Origin of the sequence: Aeromonas allosaccharophila (assembly GCF_000819685.1) — a bacterium.
GTDB lineage: Bacteria > Pseudomonadota > Gammaproteobacteria > Enterobacterales > Aeromonadaceae > Aeromonas > Aeromonas allosaccharophila.
Map to the genome: position 1 here is coordinate 1 of NZ_CDBR01000018.1, position 25,158 is coordinate 25,158.

The following is a 25,158-nucleotide window of genomic DNA, read 5'->3' on the forward strand; positions in this document are numbered from 1 at the left end:
ACTCTGGGTATCAGCACCATTATTGAAGTAGTAAAGCTTTTGCCTGACGGCAATAGCGCCGTGGAACCACCTGATCCCATGCCGAACTCAGAAGTGAAACGCGGTAGCGCCGATGGTAGTGTGGCATTCGCCATGCGAGAGTAGGACACTGTCAGGCACCTATTTAGAAGAGGCCTCCCATTCGGGAGGCCTTTTTGCTTTGGAATTTTCCCTTCCGCGAGGTCATTTTTTAGTAAAAAAGCTGGGACGCCAATACGTTGCCCGATAATCTTGTCTGATGTTCTCGGGATCCATCGCCAAAGGAGTATGCATGGCCACGTTGAAGGAAATTGCGCAGGAGGCCGGGGTGTCCCAGGCTACTGTATCGCGAGTGCTCAATGAAGACCCTACGCTGAGCGTCAAGGAAGATACCCGACAGAAGATATTCGAGATTGCCGAGCGTCTGGAGTACAAGACCAGCAGCGCCCGCAAAGGGGTTCACAAGAGCAAGCTGCATTTTCTGGTTGTCTATGCCTACCCGCAGAGTACCGAGGTCAATGATCCCTACTATCTCGCCATCCGATATGGCATCGAGACCCAGTGTGCCCGCCTCAATATCGAGCTGACCCATTTCTATAACGGTGGGGAAGGTCGTGAATTCTCCGCCATTGACGGTATTCTGGTCGTCGGCCATTTGCCACCAGAGCGTCTTGCCATGCTGTGCGGCCTCTCAAACCACCTGGTGTTTGTGGATTGCCGCTCCCAGAAAGAGTTCGATTCTGTGGATGTGGATCTGGCACTGATCAGCCAGCAGGTGGTCGATTACTTTATCGAACAAGCGCACCGGCGTATCGGTTATATCGGTGGTCAGAATGAGGCACCGGACCTGCGTGAGCTGGCTTTTTTCGACTATGGCCAACGGTTGGGAGTCGTGCAGGAGAGGGACCTCTACTGCGGGGATTTCTCCAGCGCTTCTGGCTATCGGTTGGCAAAAGAGATGCTGGAGGGGGATTGGCCCAAGGCGTTGTTCATCGCCTCCGACTCCATCGCCATCGGGGTATTGAGGGCCATCCACGAGAAGGGATTGGCCATCCCCCAGCAGATTGAACTTATCAGCGTCAATGACATCCCCACCGCCAAGTTCACCTTCCCGCCCCTCTCCACTGTGCGGATCCACTCCGAGTTGATGGGCTCCCAGGGGATCAATCTGCTGGTCGAACGGCTGCGAGATCAGCGCTCTGTACCACTGCGAGTATTGGTGCCCAGTCGGCTAATCTTGCGTGGTACCACCCGGTAGTTTTAGTAAAACCTGCCTACCTGCAGCCGCCTCATCCTGATACGGGGCTGCCTGGCTCTTTATCCATGATTGGTCGGGTGTGCTGGTTAATACCACCCTTGGCGCAACCCTGAGCGGGGATATTCAGCTGGAGGTGCCTGGCGATCATCTTCTGGTCCGGTACCTGTCAGGACTGGGGTGATCCAGGCATGTTTAATTTCACTCTATCCACTGGTCGTTGCTCAATCTTGCGCCTCTTGGTTATCACGGTAAGCTGGAGGTTCGTTTTAGCGGGAGGTGCCAGACACCTCCTGTTGTGTTTCTTGTCCTCCCCAATCCTGACTGCCGTCACGGCAGCAGGATGCCCTTCTGATGGAGACCTTTCGTGCGTCTGGATCCCTTTACTGTTGTGCTGATTGCGGTGGTCACCCTGGCCTCCCTCTTTCCCTGCGAGGGGCAGGTGGCTGTCTGGTTCGGTCTGCTGACCAAGCTGGCGGTGGCGCTCCTGTTCTTCATGCATGGCGCCAAGCTGTCGCGCCAGAATCTGCTGGCGGGCCTGGGTCACTGGCGGCTTCATCTGGTGGTGATGCTCAGTACTTTCGTGCTGTTTCCGCTGCTGGGGCTGCTGCTCACCCCGCTGGTACCGAGCTGGCTGAGCCCGGCTATCTACCTTGGCTTCCTCTATCTCTGCGCTTTGCCAGCCACCGTGCAGTCGGCCATCGCTTTTACCTCGATGGCAGGGGGCAATGTGTCGGCGGCGGTGTGCAGCGCCTCGGCCTCCAGCATCCTCGGTATCTTTCTCTCGCCGGTGCTGGTGGGATTGATGATCCATGTGCAGGGAGAGGGGATCGACACCTGGCACTCCATTCAGGCGATCATGGTGCAGCTGATGCTGCCGTTTGTGGTGGGTCATCTGTCGCGGCCACTGATCGGCCGCTGGGTCGACAGCCACCGGCCGATGATCGGCAAGCTGGATCAGAGCTCCATCCTGCTGGTGGTCTACGTCGCCTTCAGCGAGGCGGTGGTGCAGGGGATCTGGCATCAAGTCGGCTGGTACGATCTGGCCAGCATCGTGCTGCTGAGCTGCGTCTTGCTGGCGCTGGTGCTCTGCTGGAACGTCTGGATCAGCCGTCGCCTCGGGTTCGACAAGGCGGACGAGATCACCATCGTCTTCTGCGGCTCGAAAAAGAGCCTCGCCAACGGGGTGCCGATGGCCAACGTCATGTTCCCGGCCGCCAGCGTCGGGGTCATGGTGCTGCCGCTGATGATCTTCCACCAGATCCAGCTGATGGTCTGCGCCGTGCTGGCGCGCCGCTATCACGAGCAGGGGCATTGATACTCGCGCCATTTTTGCTGCCATAACAAGAGGGAGGCCCGTTGGCCTCCCTCTTCTCATCTGTATGCCGACCGGCGGATTAGCGTTTGCGCCAGACGGTCAGCTGCGCCACCGTGTGCTGGTATTTGCGGGCGGTTTCGCGGATGACGAAAGGCACATCCCGCGGCGGGCAGTGCTCCTCGAACTCCGCCGCCAGCAGCCGTTGCAGCGCCTGATAGGTGGTGAGCGCCTCGCCATTTTCACGAATGCCGCCGAGCCAGTTGGCGGGCGGGGTATATTCCGCCAGCCAGGTGTAGGGGCTGGTGAGCACCAGCAGGCCACCGCTGCGCAGCCGGGGAGCTATGTCCCGCAGGAAACGGGCTGGCTCCCGCAGCCGGTCGATCAGGTTGGAGGCAAGCACCAGATCGTAGTGGTCATATTTGGGTTTGAGGTTGCAGGCATCCCCCTGACTGAAGTGGATGCGCTCAGCCTGACTCGCTCCCAGCCCGTGGCTCGACAGGCGCGCCTCGCAATACTCCACCAGTTCCCCCTCCAGCGGAATGGCGTAGCGGAAACTGTCCTGACTGGCGAGGGCCAGCGCCACATCGATGAAGCGGGCCGAGTAGTCGACTCCGTCTACATGCTGGAAGTGGCGGGCCAGTTCGAAGCTGGCGCGGCCGGTGGCACAGCCGATATCCAGCGCCCGCTGGTGGTTGCTGCACAGCTCGCCAGCAAGATCAGCAAGCGTCTTGGCGTAGTTGGCTACCCCGAAGTGGCTCGGGCCGTACTGGAAGTCGAGGTACTGAGCGACCAGCGTGTCGGTTTCATAGGGATTCACGATAACGGGTTCCTGATAACGGGAGACCAGATAGCGGAAACCCGCATGCTGGAAGAAGTGACGCCGGAAGGCGTAACGGGATGATTTGAGCGCTTCGTTGCCTGTGCTGATCCAGCTGCCGCCCTTGATCAGGGTGTGCTTGCCATCAAAGGTGGGGGTGGAGAAGTCGTCGTAGAGCGGGTGGATTTTAAAGCCGTCGAAGCCATCGATGGCGGTGCTGGTCCACTGCCAGACATTGCCCACCAGATCGAAGAACTCCCCTTGTGGGCAGGCATCCACCGGGCAGGAGGAGGCGAAGCGGGCCAGATTGATATTGCCCGGGGCCTCCGTCCAGTCCGGCTGATCGCCGGGTACCTGCTCACGCAGCAGTTGCCACTCTGCCTCGCTCGGCAGCTGGATGGGCAGTCCGGTCTGGGCCGCCTTCCAGCGACAGAAGGCGGCCGCTTCCAGCTGGTTTACCTCGACCGGCCAGTCCCATGGCATGGCGACCTGCTCGGTCATCAGCCGCAACTGCAGTTGCCCGGGCTTGGTGGGATCACCCACCCAGAAGGTGGGCATCTGCGCCTTGGCGTACTGACACCAGCTCCACCCCTCTTCATCCCACCACTGTTGCTGGCCATAGCCGCCCGCCTGTACGAAGGCGAGGTACTCGGCATTGCTCACCAGCATGCGGCTGGCCTGAAACGGGGCCAGCTCGATATGGCGCTCGCCATATTCGTTGTCCCAGCCGTAGGTGGCGTCCCGCTTGCCAAGGCGCACCTTGCCGCCGGCCATCGGCAGCAGGCTGTTGGCGGGCACCTGGTCAATACGTTGGCGTGCTTCGGTGCAGGCGGGCCAATAAGGCTGCGGTCGCACCCAGGCGAGCGGCAACTGGCGGATCAGCACGCTGGAGGTCTCGAGGTGGATGCGTTCGTGCTCTATCCCCATCAGGATCACCCAGGCCGGGCTTTGCCAGTCGATGGGCAGGGTGAGCGGCATCTGGCGAATGAAATCGCACACCAGCGAACGGACTTTGGCCCGATAGCTGCGCAGCTCGGTGACCTTGGGCCAGTCGTAGTGGGTCTCGTCCAGATCGTCCCAGCTCATCTCGTCCACCCCGATGGCGACCATGGCCTCGATGCGGGCATCCAGCCGCTGGTCGATCAGGCGCGCCGCCAGCAGCTTGTTGATAAAGAAGGCGGCGGTGTGCCCGTAGTAGAAGATGAGCGGGTGGCGCAGCGGGATCGCCTTGTTGAACCAGGCCCGCTCATCGGCCAGACAGTCGAACAGCGAGTCGTAGAGATCGAAGGTCTGGCAAAAGTAGCCAAGCAGCTCGCGCCGTTTCTGCTCGGGGTCGCTACCGGTCAGCAACGGGGTGCGAGTCGGTGCTGGCAGACCGACGGCAGTGGCATAGAGAGGGCTTGCTTGGGTCACGCTCTGACTCCTTGTTGGCAGTGAAGACTGACAAGACAGTGGTAATGACATTACCGCAATAGAGAGCTTGGTACGCACGAAGTACCACTATTGGCTCAACAGATCGGTACGGCAATCAAAAATTGCCACGGGCTGTCAGCATAGTGACCGGCAGGACGGCCCGCCAACCAGCCACAAACATACCCGTTCGAGGATGGTTGTTTTCACCAACATATGGTCTAAATGACTCTCTAAATACTGAGGTTGGTGCGGGAGAAAACGGTTATTTTCTTTTGAATCATGCAGTTGATTTTTTGGCGCACGCATTGCAGAGCATGAAAACCAATTGGCCCCGGATGGCCAATAGATAACGAGGAGAGTGGTGATGAAGTGGATGATGGTTGTCATGCTAGTGGCAGTGCTCAGTGGTTGCAACTGGCTGGACGAAACCCGGATCAGCGGTGCTGGCGCCGTGATCGAGCGCCAGCAACCGTTGGGCGAGAGGGTGACCCGGGTGTTGGCAGGCGTGCCTGCCACCCTCTATCTGGTGGCGGGCGAGCCGCGCGGCATCCTGATCAAGGGGCAGGAGAACCTGCTGCCCTATCTGGAGCTGACCGAGAGCGGCAACAAGCTGGAGATCGAGGTGAAGGAGGGTTATCGGCTCGACCCCACCGAACCGCTGGAGCTCACCATCACCCTGCCCGAGCTCCATGAATTGGCGCTGGCGGGCATTGCCAGTGGCGAGTTGAGCGGCTTCAAGGGGGATTCGCTGGTGCTGTCGGTGGCCGGGGTCGGTGACCTGACAGCCAGCGGGCTGGAGATGAACCGGTTGGAAGGCAATATTGCCGGTGCGGGCAGTCTGGATCTGGGGGAGGGATCGGCCAAAGCGCTCACGCTGAACATCGCCGGGTCGGGTGATATTCAGGGGGGCAATCTCAAGGGTCAGGAGGTCGAGGTCAATATCGCTGGCAGCGGAGATGTGGAGGTGCGGGCGCAGGATCTGCTCAAGGTCGGCATCGCGGGCTCGGGGTCGGTCAGCTATTGGGGCGATCCCCGACTGCGTAGCGAGATCGCCGGTTCCGGCGATGTGAGTCGTGTCGGCAGCTGATGCCAACCGATCACCACAACCCCCAACTGAAACAGGCCCGTTACGGGCCTGTGTTGATCAGAGATGGCGGGCGTGAAAGCGCAGGTGCGCCTCGATAAAGCTCGCCACGAAGTAGTAGCTGTGGTCATAGCCCTCGTGGCGGTTGAGCTCCAGCGGCCACCCCTTGCTGGCGGCCACCTCTGCCAACGCATCGATATGCAGCTGCTCGGCGAGGAAGGGATCATCCAGTCCCACATCCACCAGAGTCGGCAGCGGCGTGACCGGCTGGTGGCGCAGCAACTGGCAGGCATCCCACTCCTGCCACAACAGCGGATTGCTGCCGAGATAGGCACCGAGCGCCTTCTGGCCCCAGGGGCAGCGGCTCGGGTGGCAGATCGGGCTGAACGCCGAGACCGAGCGGTAGCGACCGGGCTCCCGCAACGCGGCGATCAGCGCACCGTGACCGCCCATGGAGTGGCCGCTGATGGCGCGCTTTGTCGAGACCGGGAAGTGGGTCTCTATCACCTCAGGCAGCTCGCGGGTGACATAGTCATACATCTGGTAGTGCGCCTGCCAGGGGCTCTGGCTGGCATTGACGTAAAAACCTGCCCCCATGCCGAGGTCATAACCGGAATCGTCTGCCACGCCGTCGCCGCGCGGGCTGGTGTCCGGTGCCACCAGCGCGATGCCGAGCTCGGCGGCAATGCGCTGGGCGCCTGCCTTCTGCATGAAGTTCTCATCGGTGCAGGTGAGGCCGCTGAGCCAGTAGAGTACGGGCACCTTCTGGCCGGTGAGGGCCTGAGGCGGCAGATAGATGGCAAAATTCATCTCGCAGCCGAGCACGCTGGCGTGGTGGCGATAGCGCTTGTGCCAGCCGCCGAAGCTCTTGTTGCTGCTGATAATCTCCAGATTCATCGAAGGACTCCTGTACCCCGCCCACGATGGCGGGCGGGGCGATCATGCTCAGTAGTGGATGACGGTGCGGATGCTCTTGCCTTGGTGCATCAGATCGAACGCCTCGTTGATCTGTTCCAGCGGCATGGTGTGGGTGATGAAGTCATCGAGGCGGAACTCACCCTGCATATAGCGCTGTACATAGCTCGGCAGTTCGCTGCGACCGCGAACCCCGCCGAAGGCACTGCCGCGCCAGACCCGACCTGTGACCAGCTGGAACGGACGGGTGCTGATCTCCTGACCCGCTCCGGCCACGCCGATGATGACCGACTCGCCCCAACCCTTGTGGCAGCACTCCAGCGCCGCACGCATCACCTTGACGTTGCCGATGCACTCGAAGGAGAAGTCGACGCCGCCATCGGTCAGCTCGACGATCACCTCCTGAATCGGTTTGTCGTAATCGTTCGGGTTGATGCAGTCGGTGGCACCCAGCTTGCGGGCCAGTTCGAACTTGCTCTCGTTGATGTCGATGGCGATGATGCGACCGGCCTTGGCCAGACGAGCACCGATCACCGCCGAGAGGCCGATGCCCCCCAGACCGAAGATGGCGACGCTCTCACCCTCTTTCACCTTGGCGGTGTTCATCACGGCGCCGATGCCGGTGGTGACGCCACAACCGAGCAGACAGACCTCTTCCAGCGGGGCGGCCGGGTCCACCTTGGCGATGGAGATCTCCGGTAGTACCGTGTATTCGCTGAAGGTGGAGGTGCCCATGTAGTGATAGATGGGCTGGCCATCTTTCGAGAAGCGGGTGGTGCCGTCCGGCATCAGCCCCTTGCCCTGGGTGGCGCGGATCTTCTGGCAGAGATTGGTCTTGCCGGATTTGCAGAACTTGCACTCGCCGCACTCGGGGGTGTAGAGCGGAATCACGTGATCCCCCACCTTGACGCTGGTGACCCCTTCGCCGACCGATTCGACGATGCCGCCCCCCTCGTGGCCGAGAATGCAGGGGAAGACCCCTTCCGGATCTTCACCGGAGAGGGTGAAGGCATCGGTGTGGCAGACGCCGGTCGCGACTATGCGCACCCGCACCTCGCCCGCTTGCGGTGGCATGACTTCCACCTCCTCGATGGAGAGGGGCTGACCCGGGCCCCAGGCGATGGCGGCTTTACACGTGATGCTTTGAACCTGTGCCATGAATGACATCCTTCTTGTTGAGCAGGGTGAACAGAGATGAGTTCGGACAGTCAGTGTAGTTTCCCGCCGATTTGGTGATAATGAGGGCAAATCTCAAATCACTTTTACACACAGGTAATAATGTTCGGTTGGGAAGGGATCTGTGAATTTGTCAGCGTGGCGGAGCAGGGGGGCTTTACCCCGGCGGCGCGCAAGCTGGGGGTGTCGGTGGCGCAAGTGAGCCGTCAGGTGGCACAGCTGGAAGATCGGCTGCAGGCCAAGCTGCTGCTGCGCACCACCCGTCAGGTGCGGCTCACCGAGCTTGGCGAGATCTACTATCGCCACTGTCGCCAGCTGCTGGACAACCTCTACGAGGCGGAGCTGGCGGTGGGGCGCCATCAGGCCGTGCCGCAAGGCACCCTGCGCATCACGGCCCCCGTCTCCTACGGCGAGAGCCGCATCGCCCCGCTGGTGAACGACTTTATGGTGCGCTTTCCCCAGCTGGAGGTGACCCTCAACCTCACCAACCAGCTGCTGGATCTGGTGCACGAGGGCTACGATCTGGCGCTGCGGCTCGGCCACCTCAAGGATTCGACGCTGGTGGCGCGCAAGCTGGCGCAGCGGGTGCCCTATGTCTGCGCCTCACCGGCCTACACCGCTCGCCACGGCATGCCCAACAGCCTCTCCGAGCTGACTCGCCACACCTGTCTGGTGGGCAACAGCGACGAGTGGCACTTCACCCTGGATGGCCGCCCCCACAGCGTGCGGGTGCGCGGCTTGCTGCAGTGCAACAGCGGCCACGCCCTGCTGGACGCGGCGCTCAAGGGGATCGGCATCATCCAGCTGCCGGACTACTACGTGAGCGACCATCTGGCCCGAGGGGAGCTGATCGAGTTGCTGCCTGAACTGCGGGCCCCGGCGGAGGGAATCTGGGCCCTCTATCCCCACAACCGCCACCTCTCCCCCAAGGTGCGGCTGCTGGTGGACTATCTGGCCGAGCGGCTGAGCGACCCTCACCAACCGGCGCTGGTGATGCCGATAGGCTAGGGCGCTTCCCACCCGTTGACTCCCCGGCGGCTGGCGGCAAACCCTCTGGCCGAAAAATGAAAAAAAGCCTGAACAGAACGACCTGTCCAGGCGTGATCCCCTCAGGGCTGAGGGACCTAGTGCACTACGGAAGTGTCTACCTGTGTTTTCGGGCGGGGCGCCAGCCAGATGGCAAACGCAGCCACGAAAAACAGCACGGCAATAATCATGAAGATCTTGTTGGTGGCCACCATCACGCTTTGGCCTTGCAGCAGCCACTCCAGGGTGCCTTTGCTCTGCTCCCCGGCACCTGCCATCTGCATCGCCTGGGTGGTGTCACCCGCGCGGTCGGTCAGTCCGGCCAGTTCGGCCCGCACATAGCGGGTCTCGCGCTCCCAGCCGGTGTTGACCATGGAGGTGGCCACCGCGCCGGAGAGCGTTCGGATAAAGTTCATCAAACCGGCGGCGGACTCCATTTCACGGGCGAGCACGCTGCCCAGCGCAATGCCGGTGAGCGGCACAAAGAACAGCGGCATGCCGATCCCCTGAAAGAACATGGGGAAGCTTATCTGCCAAAAGGTCATGTCCATGTTGGCGTGGCTGCGGTAGAGGGTCCAACCGCCCAGCCAGAGCACACCGATAAACACCATGGGCCGCGGATCGATCTTGGTCGCCAGATTGGCAATCAAGGGCGCCAGGAACACCGCCAGAATCCCCATCATGGCCGTTGAATAACCGGCGATGGTGGCGGTATAGCCCATGTAGATCTGCAGCCACAGCGGGGTCAGTACCGTGATGCCGAAAAAGGCACCAAAACCGAGTGACAGGGTCAGCATACTGGTGCGATAGCCCCGATGACGGAACACCCGCAAATCGACCACCGGGTTGCGCTCGGTCAGCTCCCAAATCAGGAAGGCGACAAAGCCGATGGCCGCGATGATCGCCAGGGTCACAATCCGGGTCGATTCGAACCAGTCGTGATCCTTGCCCTCATCGAGCATGATTTGCAGCGCCGCCACCCAGACGATCAGCAACACCAGTCCCACCTTGTCGATAGGCAACTTGAGGGTCTTTGATTCGAACGGTCGCAACAGCTTCCAGCACATCACCCCGGCCAGCAGGGCAAACGGCGCCTTCACATAGAAGATGTAGGGCCAGCTGTATTGGTCACACAGGATCCCGCCCAGAATCGGCCCCATGATCGGTGCGACCAGCGTGGTCATGCTCCAGATCCCGATCGCCGCGTGTGCCTTGTCCTTGGGGAAAATGCGTATCATCAGGGTCTGCGACAGTGGCATCAGCGGCCCCCCGCACAACCCGAGAAAGACCCGAAACAGCACCAGCATGTTCATGCTGGTGGCCATGCCGCACAGCAGCGAGAACAGACCAAACAGGATAAAGCAGGTAGCAAACACCCGGATCGGACCAAAGCGCGACGCCAACCAGCCGGTCAGCGGCACCGAGATCGCCTCGGCTACCGCATAAGAGGTGATGACGTAGGTGCCCTGGCTGGTCGAGGTGCCCAGACTACCGGCAATGTTGGAGACAGACACGTTGGCGATGGTGGTGTCGAGCACCGCCAGGAAGTTGGCCATCGCCAGGATGCCAGCGCCTAATGCCAGTTGTGCTCCGCGCAGCGGAGCCGGCTCAGCGACGTGTTGCATCACGTATCTCCTCAGCCCTGCTTGCGGTCATCGGTGTGGGTACGCTCGGCCAGTGCCGGACCGGGCGCCTCGACGCGGGTATCAATGGTGGCGATCATCGACAGCCCCACCTGCAACGGACGACTGGCAAGCTCGGTGGGATCGAGCTCGATACGAACCGGCAAACGCTGCACCACCTTAATCCAGTTACCGGTGGCATTCTGGGCCGGGATCATGGCAAACGCCGAGCCGGTGCCGCCGGAGAAGCCGCTCACCGTGCCGTGATAGACCACTTCGTTGCCATAGAGGTCAGCGGTGATCTCGACCGGCTGGCCGATCTTGACGCTACGCAGCTCCACCTCCTTGAAGTTGGCATCCACGTGCACGGTATGCAGGGGCACCACGCTCATCAACGGTGCGCCAATCTGTACGCGCTGACCCACCTGTACCTGACGCTTGGCGATCACACCATCGACGTTGGCAAAAATGCGGGTCCGTGACAGATCGACCCTGGCCTGCTCAAGACGGGCCTTGGCCAGCAGCACTTCCGGGTTGGTATCCACCGTGGTGTCCCGGATCAGCGCCGCATTGGCCTTTTGCGAGCCGATGGTCGAGTGTACGTTGGCCACGCTTTGCGCCGAGGAGGCGCGCGCCGCGCTCAGATTGGCCTGGGCCTGAATCAATCCATTGCGGGCATTGGTCAGCTCTTCGCCCGATACCGAGCCGGAGGCCTGCAGGGCGGCACGACGGTCAAAATCCACCTTGGCCCGATCCAGATCAGCTTGAGCCGCCTGGAGTTGCGCCTGGGCTCGCAGTTGGTCGGCCTCGCGCGCCTTCACCTGCGCCGCCAGCCCTTCGTCATTGGCCTGGTAGCTGTGTACCCGCCGCTTGGCCAGCGCCAGGTCGGCCTCAGCCTGTGCCAATGCCAATTGGGCATCGGTGTCATCTATCTCGACCAGCAGGTCACCCTTACGGACATGCTGGGTATCGACCACCTGAATACGCTTGATGATCCCGCCCACCGCCGGAGTGACCTCGGCCAGCTCGACCGCGGTGTAGGCATTGTCGGTCGAGACATAATGCGAGCCGACGAAATACCAGTAAGCGCCATAACCACCGGCCGCGACCGCAACGGCGGCAGCCAGCCCGATAAAGCCACGACGCCGCCGGGCATTGGCCTCACGGGCATCAAACGTCTGCTCGGCAGCGGAGTCGGAGTGTTGAACTTGTTGCGACATACAATTGAATTTCCTGTCTTTTATCAAGAGTGGGCAACGCTGTAACCCGCACCCAGTGCGTGAACCAGCGAGACATCAATGGAGAGAGCGCGGGCCTGCATGTTGACCAGTACCTGACGGCTCTGCAGCAAGGCTGCCTCGGCACTGAGCACATCCAGGTAGGTAGACAACCCGCCCTTGTAGCGGTTATTGGCAATCCGGTAGGCATCTTCGGCCGCATCCACCGCAGTCCGGGACTGGATCAACCGTGCCTTGAGCGCATCCTGGCTGGTGACGGCATCGGCCACCTGCTGCATGGCCTGGGTCAGGGTCTGGTTATATTGCGCAACGGCTTCTTGATAGCGACCACGGGCACTGTCCAGCTGACCTTCCAGCTTGCCGCCGGTAAAGATCGGCAGATAGAGGGCTCCACCGACCCCCGCCGTTTGCGATCCGGACTCGAGCAGCTTGTCGAGCCCCATCGACTGGTTACCAAAGAAGGCTGACAACGAGACGTTCGGATAGAACAGGGTTTCTGCGACACCGACCTCCTGAGCGGCAGCTTCAACGCGCCAGCGGGCAGCGGTCACATCCGGTCTGTGCCCCAGCAAGTCGATACCGGCGCTGTCCGGCAAACCAAACACCGAGGTCATGGCCAGCGCCGGGCGCTGCAGAGCCAGTCCGCGATCCGGCCCCTTACCGAGCAGGGCGGCAATGGCATGGCTCTGCAGCACTATGGTCTCTTCCACTCCCAGCAACTCTTGCTCGGCACTCGCCTTGAGTGATTCGACCTGACGCACTGACCCCAGGGTTTCCAGACCGTTGTTGTAACGCTGCTGGAACAGGCTGACGGTCTCACTGCGGATCTTCAGCGCTTCTGCAGCTGTGTCGCGATTGGCGTACAAACGGGCCAGCTCGACATAAGACTGCATCAGGGCACTGACCAGCACCCGCTCGGCATCGGCCTGCTCCGCTTCGCTGGCAGCCAGCGTCGAGCGCGCGGCTTCCACCGTGGCCCGGTTCTTGCCCCAAAAGTCGAACTCATAACTGAAGTTCGCCATACCGCTGCCAAACGTGTTCCAGCCATGCGGTGGCAGTGAGCTGTAGTTGTAACTCACCCGCTGCCGGGTGACATCACCACTGACAGAGAGCTGCGGCATCTCACTGGCTCCGGCTTGTCTTGCCATCCCCTCGGCACTGCGCAGACGGGCCTGTGCGATGGCCAGAGACGGCGCATTGTGCAGTGCCTCCCGGATCAGCTGATCGAGCTGATTATCACGGTAACGCTGCCACCAGCTGGATTGAGGCCAGCTGTCCTGACGCGTCGCCAGCAAACTCTTGCTGTGCTCGAGGGTATCGGCGCTGGCAAGGGCCTCGCTGGGCAGATCAGGTTGATGGGCACAACCACTGAGCAGGGCAAACAGGGACCAACAACAGACTCGCCAACCCTGCGAATGGTTGTCTGCAACGTCACGAGAGAGGAATGACACATGTACTCCTGATAACTGAACTGTACGGTTTAGTTATAATTTGACAAAGCCTCTTCGTCAAGCAAAACTAGACTGATGAGTTCATTAATGAAGGTTTGCAATGAGAGTTAAAAGCGAAGAACGGCGACAGGCGATCCTCGATGTTGCCAGGGAAGCGTTTACCCAGCTTGGGTTTGAAAACACCACCATGTCGGAGATCGCCAACCGGACCGGTGGGTCCAAGGCCACGCTGTATAACTATTTCAGCTCGAAAGAAGAGCTGTTTGCCGCAGTGATCGACGAGTTTGGTCGGCAGCGGATTGCGGAAGCGTTCATGTCGATGAATCCGGCCAAGCCGGTGCGCGAAGAGATCACCCGTTTAGGCCTTCACTACCTGCGTTTTATCCTCAATCCGGACGTCATTGGCCTGCGCGCGGTGATTGTCCATGAGTCCGCCCGTACCAATATTGGCCGCGAATATTATCGCCTTGGGCCACAACGCGGCTGGCAATACATCAGTCAATATATTGAACAGCAATCTCGCAGTGGCCAACTCTGTGCTATCGAAAACAGCTGGGCGGCAGCCATGCACCTCAAAGGCTTGCTAGAGGTCGAGATGCTGGAGCCTCTCCTGCTCGGAGCAAGAGCATGTCCGGATGATAAGGAGATGGCAGAGGTCGTGGAGCGCGCCATTAACGTCTTTATGCTGGCTTACGGCCCGAGGTAAGTCGCAAGGCTGCACCGAATTCGCAGCCCTCTTTCCAGCCAATATCATCGCGCTCATAAGCCCTCGCGTCAGAATGGCCCGAACAAGCCCCTGATGTGAGGCGAAGCCGCGTTGGGCAAGAGCATCATCACCTCCCGTTTGGTCTGGCAGTGACCTTGCGGCATCACGCATCGCTTATCAAACGAGAATACGTTCTGTGTGAGCGGCTTTTTGATTGCCTGATTCAGCGATTCAGGATCACGTTATGGGGAAGGGGGATTACGTTGTATGGTGATACCACTTTGCTCGAACAATCCAGAACGATGCAGACATCCAAAAAAAACAAACCACTGAAAATCAGGGGTTTGTGAGTCATCTGAAACAGCGGTAAACGCCGAAAAACATCACTCGATGTTCTGGATCTGATTGTATAACTAACTGTAAATGGCTATAAAAATCATAGCCATGATGTGATTTTTCTTATTTTTTTAGAAAAAACTACCCAAAGTACTACCCAGACAATGGTCATAGCCCCCTGTTTATGCTGAACCATCCCGCGCTGGCTAAGTGGAGGTGGGAAAAGTGGGAAACCGGGAAAACTGGGCCTAGATATAAGGTTGCAATGGTTGGTGCTTATGTTTTGTCTCTGGCCAGGATTCGTTTCACTTGGTTGACTACAGAGTTAAACGCTGCGCTCTGGTGCTGAGCCCATCCAGAATCGAGTCCGCAATCTGGGCGGGAAATGTATCTGGTAACTGCTGACGGACGGCCGAGATCACTTCATCCAGACTACTGGCCATTTCGTTTAGGATCATTTCCATTTGAACCTTTTCAAATCCAACCGCTTTGGCAGTCTGATAGAAATGGCGAGGAAATATCTGCTCTATCGCATATTTCTTGCCCTTAGTCGCGGTCAGGCCCATGGCCAGCTTTGCATCGCGTGGGTGTAGACCTCGGCCGCCAAACACTGGATAGACAGATAGGATGTCGTAAAAAGGGGTCAGGCGAAAACGCCCTTCCGGTTCAATAAAGACCGAGAAGTTCTTTGCATGGCCATCGGTGGCCGCCAGCAGCCAGAACAGCACCTGAGATTTCATGAACAGGTAGCGATCCTGTTCTGGTGTCGCAGAGCCCAGCAAGGTTTTCATGATGTCAGTGATCCCCGGTCCTCCATGGCTCTCGTATTTCCGTGCTGACGGAACATTCAATACCTGACAGAAATCTTCTTGGGGAAGGCGCATGATCCAACTGCGATCGGCAGCGTAACGTCTGTCGAAGCGTTCCACAGCCAGTGCTTTGACCTGGCCAACCTGCATCATGAAGCAGTGAGGTACGGGTAGACCAAACTCCTTGGCAATCAGAGTGCAGATATATTCATTTTCTACGCTCTGGGAGAGGTCTATCGAGTAGGAGTGGCTTTCAATCTTGCCGATAGGGAGTTTGATAATGTGGGTTGTCGGCGTTGCGTTGAGTGGCAAGTACCAACGGCCATCGAGATAGAGCAGCGCAGTCTTTTCTTGCGCCCCAGCGATAGAGATCCGGAACTCCTCTTGCTCCCTGACCATCCCCAAAGGGATTCCTGATTTGTAGCTGGTCAGGATATGCTCGAGCTCGTCATCGGAAAGTGCCTTGTAGTCGATTCGCCTGACATCTGGAACATCGTGCCCTTCGGTAACCAGCTGTAATGCCCCTACGCTATCCTGGCCAATGCAACTTAGCAGATCGAAGGGCTGGGTTGATGCCGCTTGATAGCGTGCTACAACCCTGTTCCTCACCTCCGTATTATCTGGCAGCAGGTTGTCGAAGAAGTTATAGGCTTCATCGCCCCGGTAGGGCTGATGGCGCAATGGCATGGAGAGTGAGATGGGACGGCTGCCTGGTTGTGCTAACCATGACCCATGGTACTGAAACTGATGGGCGCCGCTGGTAGTTTTGGTGAATGTGCCTACCCGATAGCCGTTCATGTAGACAGCCAGATTGGCCATTACCACTCCTCCTTCCAGCCTGATATAGGGCTGTCGGATGACTCATTGCGGGGTTTGATATCCAGTGACAACTCGAGTGCTGCGAGGATCTTGAACAGGGTCTCCAGCTTGGTGGACTCAGGGTTGAGCTCGAAGCTGGATACAGTGTCTTGCCTAATCCCCACTTTCTCGGCCACTTTACCCTGGGAAAGCTTTTGCGAAAGCCTGGCATCCTTGATACAGGCGCTGAGCTGCTTGGCGCTGGTTACTTTCATGATTCGACTACCTGGTCGCGTGCGTTCTTTCAATTTACACGCTGTGACAGGTATATCAATGTTTACCTGTTATAGAGGGTAAATATCATTTACACGCCATAGGCGGTATTTAACATTTATCCCCTATAGCGGGTAAGAGAACAGCAAACAGGTAGATGATGTCGAAGTTTCAATCAATATGGGTAGCCAACCAGTCGAGACCTTGCTCTGCAAACGTGGACAGCTGGTCGCTGTGGCCTTGAGCAATGACGCTACGGATGATCTCGGGGTCAATATTCAGATAGTCGTGCACCAGCGCATTGCGAAGGCCACTAATCTTGCGCCAGCCGATCAAGGTGTCGGGGGATAGCTCACCACGCTGGGCCAGGATTTCGAATGCCTGATAGGCATCCTGTGGGGTATGACTTGCCAGCGTTTTGGCCCAGTGTTTTGCCACTCCAATACACGCTTCGATAGAAACCTGCAGGATTCGCTCGGCGGCGCGGTACTCCAGATTGGAAAGCGCATGCTGCGCCAGAATAGCCAAGATCTCTGACAGTTCGGCCTGATAGGCTGATGCGCAAAGCGCCGATATATAGGCGTTATCGCTCATCTCTGCACCTCCTCCTGCAAGCGTCGTCTCTCATCATGGCTATAGAGAGGACGATTGGCATCGATTACCGCAAAAGCCAGCGAGAGCGGGGCCTGATTGATATCGACGATCGAGAGTTTCCCTGCCGCCAGCCCCAGAGCTCGTTGCCACTCCAGCACCAGCAGTTCGGGCCGCAACCGGTTTTCCAGTGCAGCACCCAGGGGGCCGCTCTGTTTGACCGGATCAAAGGCCACCGCCAGATCCTAGTCGCTAGCGGGCCCAGCCGCCCCCCTGGCACGAGAGCCGTAAAGCCAAAGTACCTGCACTTGGAGGGGGGCTGCTGGCGAGGGCGATCAGCTGGTGAAGAACATCGCTGTCAGGTTTCATATTTGGTGCGGCCATTTGGTCGTTCGAGACAGAGTACTGGTTAGTATGGTGCCACATGGTTGGGCTTTTGTACGTAACGTCCAATGGGCTTCATCGAGCCAGCCAAAACAGGGGGGGGGAATCTGTCAGTCTATGGGGTGAGAATATCACCTCTAATCAGGTGGCCAAGTTCACTATGCCACTACAGTCGAATTGGGTCATGTGCAAACCCTCCGATGCCAGAAAGGCTCTTGATGCTGGCTGAGGGTTATGGTGAATCAGGTAACGATATGGCGCCAACATGGCTTGGGTAATATTGACTGGAGAATTTACGCAACTTTGCTCACATTTTTGTTCAGATGCGATTGAAGTATTCCATAACTGTTTAGACAATACGCCCAAGTAACCCATTTTTATGATGGCGTGTTACTGCGAAAGCAGGCAAGACCAAAATAGAAATGCTCTCCCGTAAAGGGGAGCGTCTCTGTTTTGGTCTTTTTTTTTGCCTCAATACCGAGGAACACTATGAACTATAAAGAAACAGCAGACAAAATCCTCCACTCTGTGGGCGGTGCGGAGAATATCCGTATGCTCACCCATTGCGCGACCCGGTTGCGCATGGAGTTCAATAACCGCGCAAAGGTTAACGATGCGCAGATTGGCGCTATCCCCGGGGTGATCAGCGTGGTCGAGAAAGGCGGCCAGTTCCAGATCGTTATCGGTAATGAGGTGCAGCAGGTTTATCGCCTGCTCAATAAAGCGTTGCCGGAGAAGCAAGGTCTGGCAGGCAGTGACAAAAACGCTAAACCGACCGGCATCGTAGCGCACATTATCAGTGTTATTTCGACCACCTTCACCCCAGTGATCCCGGCGATTACCGGCGCGGGGATGATTAAAGCGTTGCTGGCCATTCTCAAGCTCGCGGGGCTGATAAGTGAAGCTAGCTCAACCTATCAACTGCTCAATATTATTGCTGATGCTGCCTTCTTCTTCCTGCCGGTACTGCTGGCCTATGGGGCATCGCTGAAGTTTGAATGTAACCCGATTTTGGCGATGACCCTTGCCGGCGTGCTGCTGCATCCGGGCATCGGCCAGATGCTAGCGACCGGTAAAACGGTCGATTTTGTCGGTATCAACGTTCAGCTTTCCGACTACGCAGGGTCGGTTCTGCCAATCATTTTAACGGTGTGGCTAATGTCGTGGGTTGAGCGCTTTGCCGAAAAGGTTTCGCCATCGATTATTAAGTTTTTCGTCAAACCGATGCTGATTCTGCTGATCACCGCGCCGTTGGCACTGGTGGTTGTTGGCCCTGCGGGCATTTTGCTTAACGATCTGGTCGCTGCGGGCGCGGCCGCCATTGACAGCTACGCCAGCTGGTTAATCCCGATGCTGATGGGCACTCTGCAGCCCTTCCTGATTATTACCGGCACAGCCTGGGCAATGACGCCGATTGCTACCGGTCAGCTGAGTAAAAGCGGTTACGAGATGATTAACGGACCGGGGATGCTGGCATCAAACGTGGCGATGGGCGCAGCGACGCTGTGTGTGGCGTTAAAAACCAAAAATAGCAACCTGCGCCAACTGGCTTCTTCTTCGGGCTTTACCGCTCTGTTGGGGATCACCGAACCGGCGTTGTACGGGGTGCTGCTCAAGTTCCGCCGTGTGATGATTGCCGCAATGGTCGGCGGCGGCTGCGCCGGGATGTACGCCGGGTTTAGCGGTCTGGTGCGCTACGCGTTTGTCTCGCCTGGTTTGGCTGGGCTGCCAGCGTTTATCGGTGAAAATCCGATGAACATCGTCCATGCGCTGGTGACCTGCGCGATTTCCATCGTGGTGACCTTTTCCCTGACCTGGTTTATCGCTTTTAAAGATATCCCCGATGATCAAGAAGAGGTTGGCGAGATTCCGCCACCAGTCGTCAGCCCGAAAAGCGAGGGCGAGATTGCCGTTTTAAGCCCGCTACGCGGCCAGGTGGTGGCGCTAAGCGAAGTGAATGATGATGTATTTTCCGGCGGTCTGCTGGGCGAGGGCTTGGCGATCCATCCGCAGGAAGGGGTACTGCGTGCGCCATTTAGCGGCACAGTGATGATGTTTCTGCCCTCCTGCCACGCAGTTGGCCTGCAGAGCTCCAGCGGTCTTGAGCTACTGATCCATATCGGTATCGATACCGTCAATCTTAACGGCCAGCATTTTAGCTCGGCGCTGAAGGTGGGTGATAAGGTGGAGGCCGGACAAGAGCTGGTCCGCTTTGATATTCCCGCCATCGAGCAGGCCGGGTACGACCTGATTACTCCGGTGATTGTGGTCAACGGCGATGAGCAACATTCTCTGCGTCTGACCGCCGCCGCTCAGGTTGATTATGGCGAGCCGCTGATGGTGCAATCAGCTAAGGAGGTGCAAGCATGAACTATCAACAGCAGGCCCGATTCCCAGATGGTTTTCTGTGGGGCGCGTCCACTTCAGCCTATCAGTTTGAGGGTGCGTGGGATGAAGACGGTAAAGGACCCTCGGTGGTCGATATGCTCAGCCATCCGCCGGGAACGGCGGACTTCCGCATCGCCAGCGACCACTATCATCGCGTGGAGGAGGATGTCGAGCTGATGGCGCAAATGGGGCTGAAGGCTTACCGCTTTTCGGTGGCCTGGTCGCGGGTGATCCCGGACGGCGACGGTCCGGTGAATCCGGGCGGGCTGGCCTTTTACCACCGACTGATCGACGCCCTGACACGTTACGGGATAACGCCAATCGTTACGCTGTACCACTTCGACCTGCCCTGGGCGCTGGAGCTAAAAGGCGGCTGGCGGAACCGCAAAACAGGAGAGGCGTTCGTCCACTATGCCCGGCTGCTGTTCAGCGAGTTTGCCGATAAAGTCCCGCTATGGCTGACGATTAACGAGCAGAACACCATGATCCTGCATCCTGGGGCGATTGGTGTGCCCGCGGGTCGCGAACTACCGGACAAGAAGGCGCTGTACCAGCAAAATCACCATATGATGCTGGCCCAGGCGCAGATCTTCGCCCTGTGCCACCGCGAGTTTCCTAGACTACGTATTGGCCCTGCGATAAATACCATCTCGATGTACGCCGAAAGCTGTAAACCAGAGGACGCTATCGCCGCGCATAACTGGGAAACGCTACGCTGCTGGAGCTTTTTGGATATTGCGGCGCATGGTCGCTATAACGCCCTTGCGTGGGCTTACATGCAGGATCGCGGCCTCGCGCCGGCAGTTCAGCCAGAGGATGCGCTGATTTTGCAGCAGGGACGGCCGGACTTTATCGCCATTAACTACTACTCGACCGCTACCATTGCAGCCAGTCGGGGTGACGGTGGGGATGTTGCGCCCCGCGCGGGCGACCAGCAAATTATGCTGGGCGAAGAGGGGGTTTATCGCCCGGCGGAAAACCCGTGGGTCGGCAAAACCCCCTATGGCTGGGTGGTCGACCCGGTGGGGCTGCGCCTGACGCTGCGTAAAGTGTGCGAGCGCTACGGTCTGCCGATTCTGATTAGCGAAAACGGCATGGGGGCGCCGGATAAGCTGGAGCATGACGGGACGGTAAATGACGATTACCGTATCGCCTTCTTGCAGGCGCACATTGAGCAAATGCGGCTGGCGATTGCCGACGGCGTCGAGCTGATTGGCTACTGCCCATGGGCGGCGATTGACGTGGTCAGCACGCATCAGGGATACGCCAAGCGCTACGGCTTTATTTATGTCGATCGCGGCGAGGATGACCTGAAGAGTCTGCAAAGGATCCGCAAACGCAGTTTCTGGTGGTATAAGGATTTCATCGCGCAAAACGGCAACCACGACGAGTCTCAGAGATGATTGTTCAGAAGGTGCTCAATAATAGTCTGGTACTCTCTATGGATGACGATAACAGGGAGGTTATCGTCATGGGGAAAGGCATTGGTTTCAGCAGCAGGCCGGGGGATGAGATTACCCCGGAGAAGATTGAGAAGCTGTTCGTGATCCAGGCGCTTGGCGCGCACAGCGGCTATCTCGAAGCGCTCTCTGCTATTTCGGACGAGGTTATCGAAATGGCCGCGATGATTATTTCCCGCGCCAATATGCAGCTTGCCAGCAAGGTTCGCGAGCAGATTTTCTTTACCCTTGCTGACCATCTGACCTTTGCCATCGAACGCAGCCGCAAAGGGATCGCCATTCAAAACCGCCTGCTGCCGGAAGTCAGGCGCTTTTATCCGCAGCAGTTTCGCGCCGCCAGCGAGTCAGTGACGATTATTCGCCAGCAGTACGGTATTGAACTACCGGAAGAGGAAGCCGGAAATATCGCCTTTCATCTGGTAAACGGCCAGAGCGAGGGCGACAACGTGGCGCAGACCATGCAGTCGGTGAAAATGCTGAAGGATATTTTTAATCTCGTGCAGTATCACTTTAAGCAGCAGATAGACACAGAATCGATTAACTACTCGCGTTTTCTGGTCCATATGCAGTTTTTCCTCCAGCGTTTACAGGAGGGGGAATTGGACGGGGCGCGGGACAGTTTTCTGCTGGTGCAGGTGATTAAGGAGTATCCGGATGCTTACCGCTGCGCGCTGCTGATCCGCGATTACGTCAAAGCCCAGCTCGATATCACCCTCGGCGGGAACGAGCTGCTGTGGCTAACCGTCCATCTGGTGAGGATTGCCGGTCTTGATGTGTAAGTGAATGATGGTGGTTAGATCCCTAATGCCCCAAAAAAGTAATTGATGTTTCGGAATTATTATTTAGATGGACGTCTGAATTTAATATTTTTTCTGGTTATCTAAACCATGCATCCCTAGCTAATCCACGTAGTCTATATACACCACCCAAAGACCATCAAAAAGAGATCTTTTGGTGGCGTAGGCGTTGTTGAACAAACGCATATCTGCGCAGTTTCAATGATTAAAATCAGCAGAACTTTCTGTGCACCACCATAGCCGTGACACTGGAGTGCGGCTTCCAAGTGCGATGTTTAGGCCCGTGTCGCTTTTAGCCAGTGGAAAATTCTGTTATTCAACAACGCCGGTGGCGTAGTCCAACTAGAGTTTGTTTCTTCAGATCAACATGCTACCGAAAGGTCGTGTTTTGATCGTCATGTGGTGGTTCCAAAAAGGTATACCCCATAAAAACCACCTAATACCCTCTCGAAAATCATATTGAAACCACTTATATTGAACCAATAATTAGGAACCACTTTAAACAGACTGATGGGGGTTTCAATGTTCATACGAGCGTATTTACGTGCATCGACTGTGGAGCAGGATGCTGAGCGGGCACGAGAGCTACTGATTGGTTTTGCTGCAGAGCATGGCCATCAGATAGCCAGTTTCTATGTGGAGAATGAGTCTGGTGCGACGTTGGACAGGCCTGAGCTTATGCGGCTGATCCGCGACGCTGCAGATCGTGACATTGTGCTGGTAGAACAGATTGCTCGTCTGGCTCGTCTCAATCAGACGGATTGGCAAACATTGAAGCAGTTGCTAGCTCAGAAACAGCTCTCCATCGTTTCTCCGGAGCTTCCGACTTCCTGGGTGGCGTTACAGGGGGACAGCCGCTCCGAGCTCACCAGCGCCATCTTGCAGGCTGTAAATGGCATGCTGCTGGATATGCTGGCAGCCGTCGCTCGCAAAGACTACGAAGATCGCCGACGCAGGCAACAGCAGGGTATTGCCAAGGCTAGGGATGATGGGAAATATCGCGGTCGCCAGAAAGATGAAAAGAAGCGTCAGCACATCGCACAGTTGTTGAGCACCGGACACAGCTACTCGGTGATCCAGGAAATGTTGGGCTGCTCCCGCCATCTGATTTCGTGCGTGGCAAAAGAGGTCCATTCAGTAAAATAGCGGGTCATTTATCCGAGGCACCCATGCGACGCTTCTCGATATACAGCCACGCAGCAAAGGCGCCAAAGCCTATCAGGAATGAAAACAGGAGGATCAGGATGACGATGCTGTTCATGGTGATGGCCTCAGGTGTAGCGGATAAATGATGCAATCAGGTGATCGTGTGACCAAACTCCATATCACCATGGACTTCGCTCAGGGGAAAATCAACAACCAACTGAAAGTATTAAAGTTTGTCCGTTCGTGACAAATATGGCGGTGTGGAATCTCGCAGGATGTGGGGCCATGAAATGAGCCTTGTCATCCCCAGCCAATTCCCGTCCAGTTTCTTTCCACATAACTATCTATCTGGAAAAGTGGTGCGAATTTTCCACATAGTGGAATGCCAGTTCAGAACGAGTTATGTGGAATCCTGATCGAAGACTTCCTATCTATCTGGAAATTTCGTGCCGTTTTTCTCTCTGGAATATTGGTCATCTTGTTTGAAGGGATTATGGATCTTGGTGTGCTGGAATTGATGGGGGCGGATTCCTATCTATCTGGAATCTTGGCCTGTGCATTCAGCGGGAGCCAAGCCGTCTAACTGGCTATGGGACTAACTCAAGCGATGCCCTTCAACAAGTATTCACTACGACCTGGTTATGCCATTGCCAGACGTATCCTTGGCCAGAAGGTACGCTATCAAGAGCAGCCTCCCATGTTGCTTTATGAGTCTGAAATCAACAAAACTCGGCTGATTTTATGAGAGAATCTTGAGCAATATTGTCCCCGACCGGAAGTGTGCTCATGGCAGAGATCAACAAAGCAACCCTCACCGAAGCCGACATCATCTCGAAATACCTGTTGCCTGCTATCAAGGCTGCCGGGTGGGATGACCTGACCCAGGTCCGCCAAGAGGTGAAGCTGCGGGATGGCAAAGTGGTGGTGCGCGGCCAGATGGCGGCACGCAAGAAGGTCAAATCGGCCGATATCGTGCTCTATCACAAGATGGGCTTGCCACTGGCGGTGATCGAGGCCAAAGCCAACAAGCATGAGATTGGCAAGGGGATGCAGCAGGGGCTCGATTATGCCCGTCTGCTGGATGTGCCGTTCGTATTTGCCAGCAACGGCGATGGTTTCGTATTTCATGACAAGACCAATCCGGCCAAGCTGGAATCCGAGATCGCGCTGGAGGACTTCCCCAGCCCGGGCCAGCTTTGGGACAAACTCTGCACCTGGAAGGGTTACACCCAGGCACAGTTGCCTGTCATCAGTCAGGACTATTACTCGGATGGCAGCGGCAAATCTCCCCGCTATTACCAGCTGCAGGCCATCAACAAGACCGTAGAAGCCATCTCGAAAGATGAGGATCGGGTATTGCTGGTGATGGCCACCGGCACCGGCAAGACCTACACCGCATTCCAGATCATCTGGCGTTTGTGGAAGGCGGGCGCCAAGAAGCGCATCCTGTTTCTGGCCGATCGCAACATTCTGGTAGATCAAACCAAGATCAATGATTTTCAGCCCTTTGGCTCGGCCATGACCAAGGTCACCGGACGCACGATCGATCCTGCCTATGAGATCCACCTTGCCCTCTATCAGGCGCTCACCGGGCCGGAAGAGTCGCAGAAAGCCTTCAAGCAGGTCTCACCCTACTTCTTCGACCTGATCGTGGTGGATGAGTGCCATCGGGGCAGCGCCGCCGAAGTGAATCGCCCCCAGTTCCCTAGACACCTCACAGCCTTAAAATGAGGCAACTATTGGAGGTGTTATGACCCGTCAGCGTTATCCAGAAACATTCAAAATCGAAGCCGTTAAACAAATCACCGAGCGCGGACGGCCGGTGGCTGACGTTGCACGCGCCCTTGGGGTATCCAGCCACAGTCTGTATGCCTGGCTCAGGCAGTACGGTAAGCCTGCTGACCAGCAGCTCGAAGAGTCTGCCTTGCAAGCCGAGATCCGCCGCCTGAAAACTGAACTGCGCCAGATCACCGAGGAGCGCAACATCCTAAAGGAGGCCGCCGCGTACTTTGCCAGCGAGTCAAGGAAAGGTACGCGTTCATAACCTCCCGACTCGACCGGTACAGTGTCGTTACCCTGTGCCAGACCCTGGGGGTTCACCGAAGTGGCTTCTACGAGTGGTTGAAACAGCCCGCCT

20 protein-coding genes, 1 rRNA gene and 1 pseudogene are annotated in these 25,158 nt (G+C 57.5%); 12 read left to right on the plus strand and 10 right to left on the minus strand.

Translation table 11 applies throughout. The annotated features are described in order from the left end of the window. The first annotated feature begins 42 nt into the window (after positions 1 to 42). The 3 genes from rrf to BN1115_RS03700 all read left to right on the plus strand — a co-directional run bounded on the left by rrf (position 43) and on the right by BN1115_RS03700 (position 2,591). A 5S ribosomal RNA gene (gene rrf / locus BN1115_RS03690) occupies positions 43 to 157 on the plus strand. A gap of 153 nt (positions 158 to 310) precedes the next feature. After that, positions 311 to 1,276 (plus strand): transcriptional regulator EbgR, encoded by a 966-nt coding sequence (gene ebgR, locus BN1115_RS03695; protein ID WP_042656113.1) that lies wholly within the window; start codon positions 311 to 313, stop codon positions 1,274 to 1,276. Positions 1,277 to 1,640: 364 nt separating this feature from the next. After that, on the plus strand, positions 1,641 to 2,591 hold the full coding sequence (locus tag BN1115_RS03700) for a bile acid:sodium symporter family protein (protein ID WP_042656114.1): 951 nt from the start codon (positions 1,641 to 1,643) through the stop codon (positions 2,589 to 2,591). A gap of 79 nt (positions 2,592 to 2,670) precedes the next feature. Here the strand turns inward: BN1115_RS03700 and ovoA are convergent, their stop codons facing one another. Next, entirely contained in the window at positions 2,671 to 4,821 is a 2,151-nt protein-coding gene (ovoA, locus tag BN1115_RS03705) for a 5-histidylcysteine sulfoxide synthase (protein WP_042656115.1), read from the minus strand. Between the two features lie 364 nt (positions 4,822 to 5,185). Between ovoA and BN1115_RS03710 the strand changes: the two genes are divergently transcribed. Continuing rightward, entirely contained in the window at positions 5,186 to 5,908 is a 723-nt protein-coding gene (locus BN1115_RS03710; protein WP_042656116.1) for a head GIN domain-containing protein, read from the plus strand. Positions 5,909 to 5,965: 57 nt separating this feature from the next. On the opposite strand, the gene fghA is transcribed toward BN1115_RS03710, so the two are convergent. Further along, entirely contained in the window at positions 5,966 to 6,802 is an 837-nt protein-coding gene (fghA, locus tag BN1115_RS03715; RefSeq protein ID WP_042656117.1) for an S-formylglutathione hydrolase, read from the minus strand. 48 nt (positions 6,803 to 6,850) lie between these two features. Beyond that, positions 6,851 to 7,978 (minus strand): S-(hydroxymethyl)glutathione dehydrogenase/class III alcohol dehydrogenase, encoded by a 1,128-nt coding sequence (locus BN1115_RS03720; protein WP_042656118.1) that lies wholly within the window; start codon positions 7,976 to 7,978, stop codon positions 6,851 to 6,853. Positions 7,979 to 8,098: 120 nt separating this feature from the next. Between BN1115_RS03720 and BN1115_RS03725 the strand changes: the two genes are divergently transcribed. Beyond that, complete coding sequence (locus tag BN1115_RS03725; RefSeq protein WP_042055364.1) at positions 8,099 to 9,004, plus strand: LysR substrate-binding domain-containing protein; 906 nt, start codon at positions 8,099 to 8,101, stop codon at positions 9,002 to 9,004. A 116-nt stretch (positions 9,005 to 9,120) separates the two neighbouring features. Here BN1115_RS03725 and BN1115_RS03730 read toward each other — a convergent pair whose 3' ends face one another. Genes BN1115_RS03730 through BN1115_RS03740 form a run of 3 tightly spaced genes read right to left on the minus strand, consistent with a single transcriptional unit; the run spans position 9,121 to position 13,333 of the window. After that, on the minus strand, positions 9,121 to 10,647 hold the full coding sequence (locus BN1115_RS03730; protein ID WP_042656119.1) for a DHA2 family efflux MFS transporter permease subunit: 1,527 nt from the start codon (positions 10,645 to 10,647) through the stop codon (positions 9,121 to 9,123). A gap of 11 nt (positions 10,648 to 10,658) precedes the next feature. Next, positions 10,659 to 11,864 (minus strand): HlyD family secretion protein, encoded by a 1,206-nt coding sequence (locus tag BN1115_RS03735; protein ID WP_042656120.1) that lies wholly within the window; start codon positions 11,862 to 11,864, stop codon positions 10,659 to 10,661. Between the two features lie 23 nt (positions 11,865 to 11,887). Continuing rightward, the gene (locus BN1115_RS03740; protein ID WP_128821724.1) at positions 11,888 to 13,333 is read right to left on the minus strand and encodes an efflux transporter outer membrane subunit; all 1,446 of its coding nucleotides are present in this window, start codon (positions 13,331 to 13,333) and stop codon (positions 11,888 to 11,890) included. A 100-nt stretch (positions 13,334 to 13,433) separates the two neighbouring features. Here BN1115_RS03740 and BN1115_RS03745 point away from each other — a divergent pair, with 100 nt between their 5' ends. Continuing rightward, positions 13,434 to 14,039 carry a TetR/AcrR family transcriptional regulator gene (locus tag BN1115_RS03745; RefSeq protein WP_042656121.1) on the plus strand — a complete coding sequence of 202 codons (606 nt, stop codon included), beginning with the start codon at positions 13,434 to 13,436 and terminating at the stop codon, positions 14,037 to 14,039. A gap of 653 nt (positions 14,040 to 14,692) precedes the next feature. Here BN1115_RS03745 and BN1115_RS03750 read toward each other — a convergent pair. The 4 genes from BN1115_RS03750 to BN1115_RS22635 form a co-directional block, all read right to left on the minus strand. Continuing rightward, entirely contained in the window at positions 14,693 to 16,003 is a 1,311-nt protein-coding gene (locus BN1115_RS03750; RefSeq protein WP_042656122.1) for a type II toxin-antitoxin system HipA family toxin, read from the minus strand. Continuing rightward, positions 16,003 to 16,257: a helix-turn-helix domain-containing protein gene (locus tag BN1115_RS03755; protein ID WP_042656123.1), complete on the minus strand. Its 255-nt coding sequence runs from the start codon at positions 16,255 to 16,257 to the stop codon at positions 16,003 to 16,005. The genes BN1115_RS03750 and BN1115_RS03755 overlap by 1 nt, the downstream gene beginning before the upstream one ends. Before the next feature lie 169 nt (positions 16,258 to 16,426). Further along, entirely contained in the window at positions 16,427 to 16,849 is a 423-nt protein-coding gene (gene hepT / locus BN1115_RS03760; protein WP_042656124.1) for a type VII toxin-antitoxin system HepT family RNase toxin, read from the minus strand. Beyond that, positions 16,846 to 17,082, minus strand: coding sequence for a nucleotidyltransferase domain-containing protein (locus BN1115_RS22635; protein ID WP_208597748.1), 237 nt, complete (start codon positions 17,080 to 17,082; stop codon positions 16,846 to 16,848). Before BN1115_RS22635 ends, hepT begins: the two co-directional genes overlap by 4 nt. A gap of 637 nt (positions 17,083 to 17,719) precedes the next feature. Here BN1115_RS22635 and BN1115_RS03770 point away from each other — a divergent pair. From BN1115_RS03770 to BN1115_RS03800, 6 genes and pseudogenes are all read left to right on the plus strand, one after another. Then, positions 17,720 to 19,600 (plus strand): beta-glucoside-specific PTS transporter subunit IIABC, encoded by a 1,881-nt coding sequence (locus tag BN1115_RS03770; protein ID WP_042656125.1) that lies wholly within the window; start codon positions 17,720 to 17,722, stop codon positions 19,598 to 19,600. Continuing rightward, the gene (locus tag BN1115_RS03775; protein WP_042656126.1) at positions 19,597 to 21,021 is read left to right on the plus strand and encodes a glycoside hydrolase family 1 protein; all 1,425 of its coding nucleotides are present in this window, start codon (positions 19,597 to 19,599) and stop codon (positions 21,019 to 21,021) included. Before BN1115_RS03770 ends, BN1115_RS03775 begins: the two co-directional genes overlap by 4 nt. Beyond that, on the plus strand, positions 21,018 to 21,857 hold the full coding sequence (locus tag BN1115_RS03780; protein ID WP_042656127.1) for a PRD domain-containing protein: 840 nt from the start codon (positions 21,018 to 21,020) through the stop codon (positions 21,855 to 21,857). Before BN1115_RS03775 ends, BN1115_RS03780 begins: the two co-directional genes overlap by 4 nt. Before the next feature lie 540 nt (positions 21,858 to 22,397). Next, a complete protein-coding gene (locus tag BN1115_RS03785) occupies positions 22,398 to 23,021 on the plus strand; it encodes a recombinase family protein (protein ID WP_042656128.1) in 624 nt (207 codons plus the stop codon). Positions 23,022 to 23,807: 786 nt separating this feature from the next. Continuing rightward, positions 23,808 to 24,752 (plus strand): DEAD/DEAH box helicase family protein, encoded by a 945-nt coding sequence (locus tag BN1115_RS03795; protein ID WP_244152207.1) that lies wholly within the window; start codon positions 23,808 to 23,810, stop codon positions 24,750 to 24,752. Between the two features lie 19 nt (positions 24,753 to 24,771). Then, positions 24,772 to 25,158: pseudogene (locus BN1115_RS03800) on the plus strand (transposase); the annotation flags it as partial.

Bases quoted from the DNA above. Each gene is read 5' to 3' on its own strand.
- ebgR (WP_042656113.1), top strand. From the start codon at position 311: ATGGCCACGTTGAAGGAAATTGCGCAGGAGGCCGGGGTGTCCCAGGCT.
- BN1115_RS03795 (WP_244152207.1), top strand. From the start codon at position 23,808: ATGGCAGAGATCAACAAAGCAACCCTCACCGAAGCCGACATCATCTCG.
- BN1115_RS03755 (WP_042656123.1), bottom strand. From the start codon at position 16,257: ATGAAAGTAACCAGCGCCAAGCAGCTCAGCGCCTGTATCAAGGATGCC.
- BN1115_RS03725 (WP_042055364.1), top strand. From the start codon at position 8,099: ATGTTCGGTTGGGAAGGGATCTGTGAATTTGTCAGCGTGGCGGAGCAG.
- hepT (WP_042656124.1), bottom strand. From the start codon at position 16,849: ATGAGCGATAACGCCTATATATCGGCGCTTTGCGCATCAGCCTATCAG.
- BN1115_RS03785 (WP_042656128.1), top strand. From the start codon at position 22,398: ATGTTCATACGAGCGTATTTACGTGCATCGACTGTGGAGCAGGATGCT.
- BN1115_RS03730 (WP_042656119.1), bottom strand. From the start codon at position 10,647: ATGCAACACGTCGCTGAGCCGGCTCCGCTGCGCGGAGCACAACTGGCA.
- BN1115_RS03710 (WP_042656116.1), top strand. From the start codon at position 5,186: ATGAAGTGGATGATGGTTGTCATGCTAGTGGCAGTGCTCAGTGGTTGC.
- BN1115_RS03750 (WP_042656122.1), bottom strand. From the start codon at position 16,003: ATGGCCAATCTGGCTGTCTACATGAACGGCTATCGGGTAGGCACATTC.
- BN1115_RS03735 (WP_042656120.1), bottom strand. From the start codon at position 11,864: ATGTCGCAACAAGTTCAACACTCCGACTCCGCTGCCGAGCAGACGTTT.
- BN1115_RS03720 (WP_042656118.1), bottom strand. From the start codon at position 7,978: ATGGCACAGGTTCAAAGCATCACGTGTAAAGCCGCCATCGCCTGGGGC.
- BN1115_RS03775 (WP_042656126.1), top strand. From the start codon at position 19,597: ATGAACTATCAACAGCAGGCCCGATTCCCAGATGGTTTTCTGTGGGGC.
- BN1115_RS03745 (WP_042656121.1), top strand. From the start codon at position 13,434: ATGAGAGTTAAAAGCGAAGAACGGCGACAGGCGATCCTCGATGTTGCC.
- BN1115_RS03780 (WP_042656127.1), top strand. From the start codon at position 21,018: ATGATTGTTCAGAAGGTGCTCAATAATAGTCTGGTACTCTCTATGGAT.
- BN1115_RS03770 (WP_042656125.1), top strand. From the start codon at position 17,720: ATGAACTATAAAGAAACAGCAGACAAAATCCTCCACTCTGTGGGCGGT.
- fghA (WP_042656117.1), bottom strand. From the start codon at position 6,802: ATGAATCTGGAGATTATCAGCAGCAACAAGAGCTTCGGCGGCTGGCAC.